Source organism: Pseudomonas sp. ADAK2 TE3594 (assembly GCF_053628675.1).
The window spans coordinates 5,990,263-6,004,025 of the sequence record NZ_JBRJGV010000001.1 but is presented as its reverse complement, the minus strand read 5'-3'; the positions used below and the strand labels follow the sequence as shown (position 1 = coordinate 6,004,025).

The following is a 13,763-nucleotide window of genomic DNA, read 5'->3' as shown; positions in this document are numbered from 1 at the left end:
CTAGTCCCTTGCCTTAATAAGCTGCGCTGGTGTTCATCAAGTAGTCAGTGTACGCAGCAGGTTCTTATAGTCCTCGCGGATGTCCGCGTCGGATTCCTTAAGCTCGTTGATCTTGCGGCAGGCGTGCAAAACAGTCGTGTGATCGCGGCCGCCAAACACATCGCCGATTTCCGGCAGGCTGTGGTTGGTCAGTTCCTTTGACAACGCCATGGCGACCTGACGCGGACGTGCTACCGAGCGTGAACGACGCTTGGACAGCAAGTCGGAGATCTTGATCTTGTAATACTCGGCGACGGTGCGCTGAATGTTATCCACAGACACCAGTTTGTCTTGCAGCGCCAACAAGTCTTTCAGGGATTCGCGAATCAGCTCGATGGTGATATCGCGGCCCATGAAGTGCGAGTGGGCGATCACGCGTTTGAGCGCGCCTTCCAGTTCACGGACGTTGGAGCGAATACGCTGGGCAATGAAGAACGCCGCGTCGTGTGGCAGATCGACTTTGGCCTGGTCGGCCTTTTTCATCAGGATCGCCACGCGGGTTTCCAGCTCCGGCGGCTCGACGGCAACCGTCAGGCCCCAGCCGAAACGTGACTTCAGGCGCTCTTCAAGACCTTCGATTTCTTTCGGATAGCGGTCACTGGTAAGAATGACCTGCTGGCCACCTTCAAGCAGGGCGTTGAAGGTGTGGAAAAACTCTTCCTGGGAGCGTTCCTTGCGGGCGAAGAACTGAATGTCATCGATCAGCAACGCATCCACCGAGCGGTAGAAGCGCTTGAACTCGTTGATCGCATTCAGCTGCAAGGCCTTGACCATGTCTGCAACGAAACGCTCGGAATGCAGGTACACAACCTTGGCATTCGGATTCTTCTTTAATAGGTGGTTACCCACTGCGTGCATCAAGTGGGTTTTACCCAAGCCGACACCGCCATAAAGGAAGAGCGGGTTGTAGCCGTGCTTGGGGTTGTCCGCCACCTGCCAAGCCGCAGCCCGGGCGAGTTGGTTGGACTTGCCTTCGACGAAGTTCTCGAAGGTAAAGGTGCGGTTCAGGTAGCTGGTGTGCTTGAGCGCGCCTTCGACCTGCACCGTACGCTGTTCGGAGCGAACCGGGGCCTGCTGCGAACTGGCGCCGGCCATTGGATCGAAGCTGTCGCGGGACGGCTCTTCACTGACCTCGGCTACTTTTTGTGTCGCACGTTTGGTCGAGGCTGCTGCCGGGGCTGGCGCCGGAGCGCTGACAGGCGCTTGAGCGGCCTGGGCCTGGGACGCCGCAGCGGCCAACGGGGCATTGGGTGCCGCACGCGGCGCCGAACTGCGTTTGCTGCCTATTAATAAGGAAAGCGCCGGCGCCAGGCCATTGCCATGCTCATCCAGCAGTTCAAGGACGCGGCCCAAGTACTTTTCATTGACCCAGTCGAGAACAAAACGATTCGGCGCGTAGACACGCAGCTCGTCGCCTTCGGCTTCGACCTGTAGTGGACGGATCCAAGTGTTGAATTGTTGGGCAGGCAGCTCATCGCGCAAAAGCTCAACGCACTGCTGCCAAAGTTCCACTGACACGGATATCCCCTAAGTTGAAAGCCGGTGAGGCAAAAACAAGCGGTCATTGTAGCGACCAGACGTCCACTTATCCACATGCAGGTTGCGCACAGGGCATGATTTATCAATGCGTTAACCCTCGAAAAGAAGACCAACGGTATGTGCATAAGCTCTGTGGATAACCGCCCATGAGGGCACTGGACAAGTGGGGGCGAAACTCGGTGGATAACCTGCCTGTGGATAACTAGCCTTTCCACACACAGCTTATCCGACAGCGCAGCACAGGCTGACCACCGTTTTCCACCGTAGTTGTCATTCTCTGTACATCACGGTTTAGAAGGTCTGAAGGTAGTTATCCACAGATGAACGTGGCCCTAGCTTTTATAAGCTTTACAGAAAAGCTTTAAATAATTCCCTTCTTTATTTCTATATCTAGCGAACGACCTTCGGCGAGCAAATCGTCTGGAGATCTATTTATAAGGAAACGCTGGTTGGAAATTGACCTAGAGGCTTGCTTTCTCTAGAATCCCCGGTCTCTTAAAACGGGGGCCATTCCGGCCCGTTGTGGACGAACCAGGTAACACGACAATGAAACGTACTTTCCAACCAAGCACTATCAAACGCGCTCGTACCCACGGTTTCCGTGCTCGCATGGCTACCAAGAACGGTCGTGCCGTTCTGTCGCGTCGTCGCGCCAAAGGTCGTGCGCGTCTGGCAGTTTGATAAGCCGGCACTGGAGGTGAGTCAGGACTTCAGTCGGGAAAAGCGTCTGCTTACTCCCCGGCATTTCAAGGCAGTCTTTGACTCCCCTACCGGCAAGGTTCCGGGGAAAAAATCTCCTGCTCCTTGCGCGCAACAACGATCTTGATCACCCCCGTCTCGGGCTGGTTATCGGGAAAAAGAGCGTAAAGCTCTCCGTCGAGCGCAATCGCCTCAAACGTCTGATGCGCGAATCGTTTCGCCTGAACCAGGATTTACTGGTCGGTTGGGACATTGTTATCGTCGCGCGCAAAGGTTTGGGTGACGTAGAAAGCCCCGAATTGATTCAGCATTTCGACAAACTCTGGAAGCGTCTGGCACGCAGCAAGCCGGTACCAGCAGTCAAAACCGAAACTGTAGGGGTAGACAGTACCGATGCGTAAACTGGCACTCGTTCCGATCCAGTTTTATCGCTATGCCATCAGTCCCCTGATGGCCAGTCACTGTCGTTTCTACCCCAGTTGTTCCTGCTACGCGTATGAAGCCATAGAAAATCATGGCCTTCTGCGCGGTGGCTGGCTGACCTTTCGTCGTTTAGGTCGCTGTCATCCGTGGAATCCCGGTGGTTATGACCCGGTTCCATCTATCCCTACCTCCCGTTCTTCTTCGATGGCCGAGTAATCATGGATATCAAACGCACGATCCTGATCGTCGCCCTGGCAATCGTGTCCTACGTTATGGTCCTTAAATGGAACCAGGACTATGGCCAGGCTGCCCTGCCGACTCAGAATGTTGCTTCCAGTACTACCGCACCGGGCCTACCGGACACGGCGACTGGCAATAATGCTTCTGTCAGTGACGACATTCCACGCGCCGCAAGCGATACCAGTGCGACTGCACCTGCTGAAACACCAGTAGCTGCAAGCAAAGACCTCATCCAGATCAAAACGGATGTGCTCAACCTGGCTATCGATCCACAAGGTGGTGATGTTGCCCAGTTGACGCTGCCGCTGTATCCACGTCGCCAGGACCATCCGGAAATTCCATTCCAGCTGTTCGATAACGGCAACGAACGGACTTATCTGGCCCAGAGCGGCCTGATCGGCACCAACGGTCCGGACGCAAGTCCTGCCGGTCGTCCGGTTTACTCCTCCGAGAAGAAGATTTATCAACTGGCTGACGGTCAAGACCAATTGGTCGCGGACCTGAAGTTCAGCAAGGACGGCGTCAACTACATCAAGCGTTTCACGCTGAAACGTGGCTTGTATGACGTAACCGTTTCCTACCTGATCGACAACCAGAGCGCTCAGCCCTGGTCCGGTGCAATGTTCGCGCAACTGAAGCGTGATGCCAGCTCCGATCCTTCTTCCAGCACCGCCACCGGCACCGCGACTTACCTGGGCGCCGCCCTGTGGACAAGTAACGAGCCGTACAAGAAAGTGTCGATGAAGGACATGGACAAGGCTCAGCTGAAAGAAACCGTCACCGGTGGTTGGGTTGCCTGGTTGCAGCACTACTTCGTGACCGCGTGGATTCCGGTCAAGGGCGAAAACAACGTCGTCCAGACCCGTAAAGACAGCAAAGGCAACTACATCATCGGCTACACCGCCCCGGCAATGACTGTTGCGCCAGGTGCGAAAGCTGAAACCAGCGCCGTTCTGTACGCCGGTCCGAAAAGCCAGGCTGTGCTGAAAGAGTTGTCCCCAGGTCTGGAATTGACCGTCGACTACGGCATTCTGTGGTTCATTGCCCAGCCAATCTTCTGGCTGCTGCAACATATCCACGCGCTGGTCGGTAACTGGGGCTGGTCAATCATCTTCCTGACCATGCTGATCAAGGGGATCTTCTTCCCGCTGTCGGCTGCCAGCTACAAATCCATGGCGCGCATGCGTGCAGTGGCACCGAAACTGGCCGCGCTGAAAGAGCAACATGGCGACGACCGGCAGAAAATGTCGCAAGCCATGATGGAGCTGTACAAGAAAGAGAAGATCAATCCGCTGGGTGGTTGCTTGCCAATCCTCGTGCAGATGCCGGTTTTCCTTTCGCTGTACTGGGTTCTGCTGGAAAGCGTGGAAATGCGCCAGGCGCCATTCATGCTGTGGATTACTGACCTGTCGATCAAGGATCCGTTCTTCATTCTGCCGATCATCATGGGCGCAACCATGTTCATCCAGCAGCAGTTGAACCCGACTCCTCCAGATCCGATGCAGGCGAAGGTCATGAAAATGATGCCAATCATCTTCACCTTCTTCTTCCTGTGGTTCCCGGCGGGTCTGGTGCTGTACTGGGTAGTGAACAACTGCCTGTCCATCGCCCAACAGTGGTACATCACGCGTAAAATCGAAGCGGCTACCAAAGCGGCTGCCTGATTTACACTGTGGATAACCACTCAAAACGCCCCCTAGTGGGGCGTTTTGCTATCTGTCACTTTTGTCTGGATACCGGTTTATGAGCGTTCCTCGTGAAACCATTGCCGCCGTCGCCACCGCTCAAGGTCGCGGCGGTGTGGGCATCGTCCGTATTTCCGGGCCGCTGGCGAGTGTGGCGGCCAAAGCCATCAGCGGTCGCGAACTGAAACCGCGGTTTGCCCATTACGGCCCGTTCCTCAGTGCAAACGAAGAGGTGCTGGATGAAGGCATCGCGCTTTATTTCCCGGGACCGAACTCGTTCACCGGCGAAGATGTGCTTGAGCTGCAGGGCCACGGCGGCCCGATCGTCCTGGATATGCTGCTCAAGCGTTGCCTGGAGCTGGGCTGTCGTCTGGCCCGGCCGGGTGAATTCAGCGAACGCGCCTTCCTCAACGACAAGCTCGATCTGGCTCAGGCCGAAGCCATTGCCGACTTGATCGAGGCAAGTTCTGCACAGGCGGCACGAAATGCCCTGCGATCGTTGCAGGGGGCGTTTTCCCTGCGTGTGCATAACCTCACCGAGCAACTGATAGCCCTGCGCATTTACGTCGAAGCAGCCATCGACTTCCCCGAAGAAGAAATCGACTTCCTCGCCGATGGCCATGTCCTGAGCATGCTCGACAAAGTGCGCGACGAATTATCCACAGTGCTGCGTGAAGCCGGGCAAGGGGCATTGCTGCGCGACGGCATGACCGTGGTCATCGCCGGACGGCCGAATGCCGGCAAATCCAGCCTTCTGAATGCCTTGGCCGGACGTGAAGCTGCGATCGTGACCGAGATTGCCGGCACTACCCGGGACATTCTTCGCGAACATATCCACATCAATGGCATGCCGTTGCACGTGGTCGACACTGCCGGCCTGCGCGATACCGATGATCAGGTGGAAAAAATTGGCGTCGAACGGGCATTGAAAGCCATCGGCGAGGCAGATCGGGTGTTGCTGGTGGTCGATGCCACAGCTCCCGAGGCCCTTGATCCCTTTGCCTTGTGGCCTGAATTCCTCGAAACCCGCCCGGATCCGGCGAAAGTTACGCTGATCCGCAACAAGGCTGACCTGACGGGGGAAGCGATTGTCCTGGAAGTCAGCAACGATGGCCACGTTACGATCAGCCTCAGTGCGAGGTCTGCCGGCGAAGGCCTGGAGTTGCTGCGCGAGCACCTCAAGGCCTGCATGGGTTACGAGCAGACGTCCGAAAGCAGCTTCAGTGCTCGCAGACGTCACCTGGAGGCGCTGCGTCATGCGAGTGCATCCCTCGAGCATGGCCGTGCGCAGCTGACATTAGCGGGGGCCGGTGAGTTGCTGGCCGAAGATTTGCGGCAGGCGCAGCAGTCTTTGGGCGAAATCACCGGCGCATTCAGCTCTGATGATCTGCTGGGAAGGATCTTTTCCAGCTTCTGTATCGGTAAATAGTCCCTTCAGATGTTCACGGACAGGCCATTCGGGCCTGTCTGTTCTCTCCTTTCCTGAAATTTTTCCCCAGTGCCGAGCAGATTCTTCGCTTGAGCGGATTTCCCTTGCCCGGGATTTGCTCATTCAGCGGCTTTTCTGTGGATTAAGCCCTGTGAATAAGTGCCGCTAAGGGCAGTTGATAACAAGGCCTGAAAACTGAAGATAACCGCCTCTGTGGATAACCACCCCTTTCATCCACAGGCTTAAAGCGGTTATCCAAGGGCCTCCTTGGCACATGACCACAGGGTTTTGAATCTCTGTACACATTGAAAATAAAGGGCTATATCAATCTATCCACAGAAAGGTGGCTCAGTAGAAATAAACATAAAAACAAAGATTTAATAAATTTCTCTCTTTTTAATTTCTATAACCCCGACTTCTCCACAGCTGGTTAAATTTTGTGCAAAGGGTTCTTTAGGAAGGGCGAAGTCCCTATACTTGCCGACCAGGTCCAAAAACCTGAGCTCAAACTATTTCCGGATTACCTGACTGAAGCAGGCACGAGGTGCGTGGTGGATTTCCCTTCCCGTTTTGAAGTGATCGTCATCGGCGGCGGTCATGCCGGTACCGAGGCAGCACTGGCGTCAGCACGTATGGGGGCAAAAACCCTGTTGCTGACGCATAACGTGGAAACCCTCGGTGCCATGAGTTGCAACCCAGCCATTGGCGGGATCGGCAAAAGCCATTTGGTTAAAGAAATCGATGCCCTAGGCGGCGCGATGGCCATGGCTACCGATAAAGGCGGTATTCAGTTTCGCGTATTGAACAGCCGCAAAGGCCCAGCCGTGCGTGCAACCCGCGCTCAGGCAGATCGGGTTCTGTACAAGGCCGCTGTCCGCGAAGCTTTGGAAAACCAGCCGAACCTGTGGATATTTCAACAGGCTGCTGACGACCTGATCGTCGAGCAGGAACAGGTGCGCGGTGTTGTCACCCAAATGGGTCTGCGTTTCTTCGCCGATTCCGTGGTGCTGACCACTGGCACCTTCCTTGGTGGACTTATCCACATCGGCATGCAGAATTATTCCGGCGGTCGTGCCGGTGATCCGCCGTCGATTGCGCTGGCTCATCGTCTGCGCGAACTGCCATTGCGTGTCGGTCGCCTGAAAACCGGTACACCGCCGCGTATCGACGGTCGCACTGTGGATTTCTCGGTGATGACCGAGCAGGCAGGGGATACGCCGATTCCGGTGATGTCGTTCATGGGCTCCAAAGAGCAGCATCCGAAACAGGTCAGCTGCTGGATTACCCACACCAACGCCCGTACCCACGAAATCATTGCTTCGAACCTTGATCGTTCGCCGATGTATTCCGGCGTGATCGAAGGGATCGGTCCACGTTACTGCCCATCGATCGAAGACAAGATCCACCGCTTTGCCGACAAGGAAAGCCACCAGGTCTTCATCGAGCCGGAAGGTTTGACCACCCACGAGCTGTACCCGAACGGAATATCCACTTCCCTGCCGTTCGACGTGCAACTGCAGATCGTGCAATCGATCCGCGGCATGGAAAACGCGCACATCGTTCGCCCTGGCTACGCCATTGAGTACGACTACTTCGACCCGCGTGACCTGAAGTACAGTCTGGAAACCAAAGTGATCGGCGGTCTGTTCTTCGCCGGGCAAATCAACGGCACCACCGGTTACGAAGAAGCCGGCGCCCAGGGTTTGCTGGCCGGAGCCAACGCCGCGCTGCGCGCCCAGGGCAAAGATGCCTGGTGCCCGCGTCGCGACGAGGCGTACATCGGCGTTTTGGTCGACGACCTGATTACCCTGGGTACCCAGGAACCGTATCGGATGTTCACGTCCCGCGCCGAGTACCGTTTGATCCTTCGCGAAGACAACGCCGACCTGCGCTTGACCGAAAAAGGTCGCGAATTGGGTCTGGTGGATGACGTGCGTTGGTCGGCGTTCTGCAAGAAGCGCGAAAGCATCGATCTGGAAGAGCAACGCCTGAAAAGTACTTGGGTTCGCCCGGGCACCGAGCAGGGCGATGCGATTTCCGAGAAGTTCGGTACGCCGCTGACCCACGAATACAATTTGCTCAACCTGCTGAGCCGTCCGGAAATCGACTACGCTGGTCTGATCGCCGTGACCGGTGGGGGCGCAGAAGATCCACAGGTCGCCGAACAGGTCGAAATCAAGACCAAATACGCCGGTTACATCGATCGTCAACAGGATGAAATCGCGCGTCTGCGGGCCAGCGAAGACACCAAACTGCCTGTGGATATCGATTACACGAACATCTCCGGTCTCTCAAAAGAGATCCAGAGCAAGCTCGGCGCGACCCGTCCAGAGACCCTGGGCCAGGCGTCGCGTATTCCGGGCGTGACCCCGGCAGCGATTTCGCTGTTGATGATTCATTTGAAAAAACGCGGCGCGGGCCGTCAGTTGGAGCAAAGCGCTTGAGTTCGTTGGTCACCTCGCAACACGCCGAAGAGTTATCCACAGGTGCTCGCCAGCTCGGTGTCAACCTGACGGACGCCCAGCATGCACAGCTGCTGGGTTATCTGGCCCTGTTGATAAAATGGAACAAGGCCTACAACCTCACGGCCGTGCGTGATCCCGACGAAATGGTTTCACGGCATTTGCTCGACAGCCTGAGCGTGATGTCCTTCATCGAAAACGGCCGTTGGCTGGATGTAGGCAGTGGCGGCGGCATGCCAGGGATTCCCCTGGCGATCCTGTTTCCCGAGTCGCAAGTGACCTGCCTGGACAGCAACGGCAAGAAAACCCGCTTCCTGACCCAGGTCAAACTCGAACTCAAACTGGATAACCTGCAAGTTATCCACAGTCGCGTCGAAGCCTTCCAGCCTGAACTGCCATTCAACGGGATCATTTCCCGTGCGTTCAGCAGCATGGAGAACTTCAGTAACTGGACTCGCCATTTGGGCGACGCCGAAACACGTTGGCTGGCAATGAAGGGCGTTCATCCCGCCGATGAGCTGGTAGCATTGCCGGCAGACTTCCACCTCGATAGCGAACACGCCCTGGCCGTACCCGGTTGCCAAGGCCAACGCCATCTGCTGATACTGCGCCGCACGGCATGATTGGGAACACAAGCAAGAATGGCTAAGGTATTCGCGATAGCGAACCAAAAGGGTGGTGTGGGCAAGACCACCACCTGCATCAACCTCGCAGCTTCCCTGGTCGCTACCAAGCGTCGGGTGCTGTTGATCGATCTCGATCCACAGGGCAACGCCACCATGGGTAGCGGTGTGGATAAACACGGCCTGGAAAACTCGGTCTACGACCTGCTGATCGGCGAATGCGATCTGGCCCAGGCCATGCACTATTCCGAGCATGGCGGTTATCAATTGCTGCCGGCCAACCGCGACCTGACCGCGGCCGAAGTCGTTCTGCTGGAAATGCAGATGAAGGAAAGCCGTCTGCGCAGTGCGTTGGCGCCGATCCGTGAAAACTACGATTACATTTTGATCGACTGCCCGCCATCGCTGTCGATGTTGACGCTCAATGCACTGGTTGCCGCCGACGGGGTGATTATCCCCATGCAGTGCGAGTACTTCGCGCTCGAAGGGTTGAGCGACCTTGTGGATAACATCAAGCGCATTGCCGAACTGCTGAACCCTAACCTGAAGGTCGAAGGCCTGTTGCGGACCATGTACGACCCGCGCCTGAGCCTGATGAACGACGTATCGGCGCAGCTCAAGGAACACTTCGGCGATCAGCTCTACGACACCGTGATTCCGCGCAACATCCGCCTGGCCGAAGCGCCAAGCTATGGCATGCCGGCGCTGGCGTACGACAAATCATCGCGGGGCGCGATTGCCTATCTGGCATTGGCTGGCGAGATGGTTCGCCGTCAGCGCAAAAACTCACGCATCGCCGCTGCTCAGGCAACTTAAGGAATCCCCATGGCCGTCAAGAAACGAGGTCTCGGACGTGGACTGGATGCACTGCTGAGTGGTCCGACTGTCAGCTCGCTGGAAGAGCAAGCGGTACAAGCCGATCAGCGTGAGTTGCAGCACCTGCCCCTGGACCTGATCCAGCGTGGCAAGTACCAGCCGCGTCGGGACATGGATCCTCAGGCGCTGGAAGAGCTGGCGCAGTCGATCAGGGCCCAGGGCGTGATGCAGCCGATCGTGGTGCGCCCGATCGGCAGCGGCCGCTTCGAAATCATCGCCGGCGAACGCCGCTGGCGTGCCAGCCAGCAGGCTGGCCAGGAAACCATCCCGGCGATGGTTCGCGATGTGCCGGATGAAACCGCCATCGCCATGGCGCTGATCGAGAACATCCAGCGTGAAGACCTCAATCCGATCGAAGAAGCAGTGGCCTTACAGCGTTTGCAGCAGGAATTCCAGCTGACTCAGCAACAAGTGGCCGAGGCTGTGGGCAAGTCCCGCGTCACCGTCGCCAACCTGTTGCGTCTGATTGCGCTGCCGGAAGTCATCAAAACCATGCTGTCTCACGGCGACCTGGAAATGGGTCATGCCCGTGCCTTGCTCGGTTTGCCGGAAAATCAACAAGTTGAAGGGGCGCGACATGTTGTCGCACGGGGGCTGACTGTGCGCCAGACCGAAGCACTGGTTCGCCAGTGGTTGAGTGGCAAACCGGAGCCTGTGGAACCTGCAAAACCGGACCCGGACATCGCCCGACTCGAGCAGCGTCTGGCCGAGCGCCTAGGCTCTGCGGTGCAGATCCGCCACGGAAAGAAGGGTAAGGGGCAGCTGGTGATCGGCTACAACTCTCTTGATGAGCTTCAAGGTGTGCTTGCACACATCCGCTGAAACAATTCCTCATGTAGCGTGAAGTCGGAAATCACTACCTGACAGTTGAATAGGGGCAGAACCGCCCCTATACTCTGCGCGCATTTTGTCGGCACAAATTATGCCAGGTTATTGAGTTCTGGCAGCCGACCATTGGGGAGCAAAAGAGATGGAAAACCGCACGCCAGACCGCTTGCCGTTCCATCGCCTGGCAGTTTTTCCGGTGTTAATGGCTCAATTTGTCGTTTTGCTGATTGCCGCTTTGGCGCTCTGGCAATGGCATGGAGTCGTTGCCGGGTACTCAGGACTCTGCGGAGGCCTGATAGCCTTGCTTCCCAATATTTATTTCGCTCACAGGGCATTTCGGTTTTCCGGCGCCCGAGCAGCCCAAGCCATCGTCCGGTCTTTTTATGCCGGCGAGGCGGGCAAACTGATTTTGACGGCAGTGCTGTTTGCATTGACGTTTGCAGGTGTGAAGCCATTGGCGCCGTTAGCAGTATTCGGCGTCTTCGTGCTGACCCAACTGGTTAGCTGGTTCGCTCCCCTGCTAATGAGAACAAGACTTTCGAGACCTTAGGGCGTTTGAGGCAACCATGGCAGAGACAACCGCTTCGGGCTATATCCAGCACCACTTGCAGAACCTGACCTTCGGTCAGCACCCAACTGGCGGGTGGGGTTTTGCCCATACCGCAGCAGAAGCCAAAGAAATGGGCTTCTGGGCTTTCCACGTCGATACTCTCGGCTGGTCGGTCGCGTTGGGTCTGATTTTCGTTCTTCTTTTCCGCATGGCGGCAAAGAAGGCGACTTCCGGTCAGCCTGGTGCTTTGCAGAACTTCGTTGAAGTATTGGTCGAATTCGTCGATGGCAGCGTGAAAGACAGCTTCCATGGCCGTAGCCCGGTGATTGCACCGCTGGCGCTGACCATCTTCGTCTGGGTCTTCCTGATGAACGCCGTCGACCTGATTCCGGTTGACTGGATTCCTCAAGTAGCCATGTGGATCTCCGGCGACGCGCACATTCCGTTCCGCGCCGTATCGACCACTGACCCGAACGCTACCCTGGGCATGGCCCTGTCGGTATTCGCGTTGATCATTTTCTACAGCATCAAGGTCAAGGGTATCGGCGGTTTCATCGGCGAGCTGACCCTGCACCCGTTCGGCAGCAAGAACATCTTCGTTCAAGCCCTGCTGATTCCGGTGAACTTCCTGCTTGAGTTCGTGACCCTGATTGCCAAGCCAATCTCGTTGGCACTGCGTCTGTTCGGCAACATGTATGCCGGCGAACTGGTCTTCATTCTGATTGCTGTGATGTTCGGCAGCGGTCTGCTCTGGCTTAGCGGCCTGGGCGTAGTTCTGCAGTGGGCGTGGGCTGTGTTCCACATCCTGATCATCACCCTGCAGGCGTTTATCTTCATGATGCTGACCATCGTTTACCTGTCGATGGCGCACGAAGAGAACCATTAAGACCAGTCTCGACTAGTCTGATGTCCCATCCGGTAACACGGGTGGGTGCCCGAACAGGGCTATGAAACGATTTGTTTTACCGCTTTAAAATCTAAAAAACCTAAACCATACGACGTAAAAGTCGGGAGGAAAGATGGAAACTGTAGTTGGTCTAACCGCTATCGCTGTTGCACTGTTGATCGGCCTGGGCGCACTGGGTACCGCAATTGGTTTCGGCCTGTTGGGCGGCAAGTTCCTGGAAGGCGCCGCGCGTCAGCCAGAAATGGTTCCAATGCTGCAAGTTAAAATGTTCATCGTTGCCGGTCTGCTCGACGCCGTGACCATGATCGGTGTTGGTATCGCTCTGTTCTTCACCTTCGCGAACCCATTCGTTGGTCAACTCGCTGGCTAATCACTCGAATCGTCGAGTGATTAGTGTGTTGTGCAACGAACGAGCGAGGTGTTGGCGTGAACATTAATGCAACCCTGATTGGCCAGTCCGTTGCGTTCTTAATTTTTGTACTTTTTTGCATGAAGTTCGTATGGCCTCCGGTCATCGCGGCTTTGCACGAACGTCAGAAGAAGATCGCGGATGGACTGGACGCTGCCGCCCGAGCAGCTCGCGACCTGGAGTTGGCCCAAGATAAAGCGGGTCAACAACTGCGCGAAGCGAAAGCTCAGGCAGCCGAAATCATTGAGCAAGCCAAGAAACGCGGTAACCAGATCGTTGAAGAGGCTGTTGAAAAAGCCCGTATCGACGCTGACCGTGTGAAGGTTCAGGCTCAGGCCGAGATCGAGCAGGAACTGAACAGTGTCAAAGACGCGCTGCGTGCCCAACTGGGTGCACTGGCTGTCGGCGGCGCCGAGAAGATCCTGGGTGCCACAATCGATCAAAACGCGCACGCGGAGCTGGTAAACAAACTGGCTGCTGAAATTTAAGCGAGGGCGATCATGGCAGAATTGACCACGTTGGCCCGACCTTACGCTAAGGCAGCCTTCGAGCACGCCCAGGCCCACCAGCAACTGGCCTCTTGGTCAGCCATGCTCGGCCTGGCTGCAGCAGTGTCGCAAGACGACACCATGCAGCGCGTGCTCAAGGCCCCGCGACTGACGAGCGCAAACAAGGCCGCCACGTTTATCGACGTGTGCGGCGACAAGTTTGATGCCAAGGCACAGAACTTCATTAACGTCGTTGCCGAAAACGACCGTCTCCCGCTTTTGCCGGAGATATCCGCTCTGTTCGACCTGTACAAGGCTGAACAAGAGAAGTCGGTAGACGTTGAAGTGACCAGTGCTTTTGCATTGAACCAAGAACAGCAAGACAAACTCGCCAAGGTTCTCAGTGCACGACTCAACCGGGAAGTGCGCCTGCAAGTCGAGGAAGACAAATCCCTGATTGGGGGCATTGTCATCCGCGCCGGCGACCTGGTTATCGATGGCTCGGTTCGCGGCAAACTCGCGAACCTTGCCGAAGCATTGAAATCTTGAGTTTGAAGGGGCAGCAG

The 13,763-nt window shown here is 56.4% G+C and carries 14 protein-coding genes and 1 pseudogene; 14 read left to right on the top strand and 1 reads right to left on the bottom strand.

Annotated elements, in window-relative coordinates:
- Nucleotides 1-36: 36 nt before the first annotated feature.
- Nucleotides 37-1,557, bottom strand: a complete 1,521-nt coding sequence (gene dnaA / locus AB7M22_RS27060) for a chromosomal replication initiator protein DnaA (RefSeq protein WP_008007897.1) — start codon at nt 1,555-1,557, stop codon at nt 37-39.
- A 567-nt stretch (nt 1,558-2,124) separates the two neighbouring features.
- On the opposite strand from dnaA, the gene rpmH reads away from it, so the two are divergent.
- The 14 genes and pseudogenes from rpmH to AB7M22_RS26990 all read left to right on the top strand — a co-directional run bounded on the left by rpmH (nt 2,125) and on the right by AB7M22_RS26990 (nt 13,746).
- Nucleotides 2,125-2,259: a 50S ribosomal protein L34 gene (gene rpmH, locus AB7M22_RS27055; RefSeq protein WP_003213577.1), complete on the top strand. Its 135-nt coding sequence runs from the start codon at nt 2,125-2,127 to the stop codon at nt 2,257-2,259.
- Between the two features lie 16 nt (nt 2,260-2,275).
- Nucleotides 2,276-2,678, top strand: a pseudogene (rnpA, locus tag AB7M22_RS27050) (ribonuclease P protein component).
- Complete coding sequence (yidD, locus tag AB7M22_RS27045; protein WP_052966011.1) at nt 2,671-2,916, top strand: membrane protein insertion efficiency factor YidD; 246 nt, start codon at nt 2,671-2,673, stop codon at nt 2,914-2,916. The pseudogene rnpA and the gene yidD overlap by 8 nt, the downstream one beginning before the upstream one ends.
- A 2-nt stretch (nt 2,917-2,918) precedes the next feature.
- The gene (gene yidC / locus AB7M22_RS27040) at nt 2,919-4,604 is read left to right on the top strand and encodes a membrane protein insertase YidC (protein ID WP_008007895.1); all 1,686 of its coding nucleotides are present in this window, start codon (nt 2,919-2,921) and stop codon (nt 4,602-4,604) included.
- Nucleotides 4,605-4,683: 79 nt separating this feature from the next.
- Nucleotides 4,684-6,054 carry a tRNA uridine-5-carboxymethylaminomethyl(34) synthesis GTPase MnmE gene (gene mnmE, locus AB7M22_RS27035; RefSeq protein ID WP_454188314.1) on the top strand — a complete coding sequence of 457 codons (1,371 nt, stop codon included), beginning with the start codon at nt 4,684-4,686 and terminating at the stop codon, nt 6,052-6,054.
- A 551-nt stretch (nt 6,055-6,605) separates the two neighbouring features.
- Nucleotides 6,606-8,498, top strand: coding sequence for a tRNA uridine-5-carboxymethylaminomethyl(34) synthesis enzyme MnmG (mnmG, locus tag AB7M22_RS27030; protein ID WP_454188313.1), 1,893 nt, complete (start codon nt 6,606-6,608; stop codon nt 8,496-8,498).
- A complete protein-coding gene (gene rsmG / locus AB7M22_RS27025; protein ID WP_007903014.1) occupies nt 8,495-9,139 on the top strand; it encodes a 16S rRNA (guanine(527)-N(7))-methyltransferase RsmG in 645 nt (214 codons plus the stop codon). Before mnmG ends, rsmG begins: the two co-directional genes overlap by 4 nt.
- A gap of 18 nt (nt 9,140-9,157) precedes the next feature.
- Nucleotides 9,158-9,955, top strand: coding sequence for a ParA family protein (locus AB7M22_RS27020; RefSeq protein ID WP_008007890.1), 798 nt, complete (start codon nt 9,158-9,160; stop codon nt 9,953-9,955).
- Nucleotides 9,956-9,964: 9 nt separating this feature from the next.
- Nucleotides 9,965-10,837, top strand: coding sequence for a ParB/RepB/Spo0J family partition protein (locus AB7M22_RS27015; protein WP_305424387.1), 873 nt, complete (start codon nt 9,965-9,967; stop codon nt 10,835-10,837).
- 148 nt (nt 10,838-10,985) lie between these two features.
- The gene (locus tag AB7M22_RS27010) at nt 10,986-11,393 is read left to right on the top strand and encodes a F0F1 ATP synthase subunit I (protein ID WP_007903021.1); all 408 of its coding nucleotides are present in this window, start codon (nt 10,986-10,988) and stop codon (nt 11,391-11,393) included.
- Nucleotides 11,394-11,409: 16 nt separating this feature from the next.
- A complete protein-coding gene (gene atpB, locus AB7M22_RS27005) occupies nt 11,410-12,279 on the top strand; it encodes a F0F1 ATP synthase subunit A (protein WP_008007886.1) in 870 nt (289 codons plus the stop codon).
- A gap of 133 nt (nt 12,280-12,412) precedes the next feature.
- The gene (gene atpE / locus AB7M22_RS27000) at nt 12,413-12,670 is read left to right on the top strand and encodes a F0F1 ATP synthase subunit C (protein ID WP_002555987.1); all 258 of its coding nucleotides are present in this window, start codon (nt 12,413-12,415) and stop codon (nt 12,668-12,670) included.
- A 56-nt stretch (nt 12,671-12,726) separates the two neighbouring features.
- Complete coding sequence (locus tag AB7M22_RS26995) at nt 12,727-13,197, top strand: F0F1 ATP synthase subunit B (RefSeq protein ID WP_007903028.1); 471 nt, start codon at nt 12,727-12,729, stop codon at nt 13,195-13,197.
- A gap of 12 nt (nt 13,198-13,209) precedes the next feature.
- Entirely contained in the window at nt 13,210-13,746 is a 537-nt protein-coding gene (locus AB7M22_RS26990; protein ID WP_007903030.1) for a F0F1 ATP synthase subunit delta, read from the top strand.
- Nucleotides 13,747-13,763: the final 17 nt, after the last annotated feature.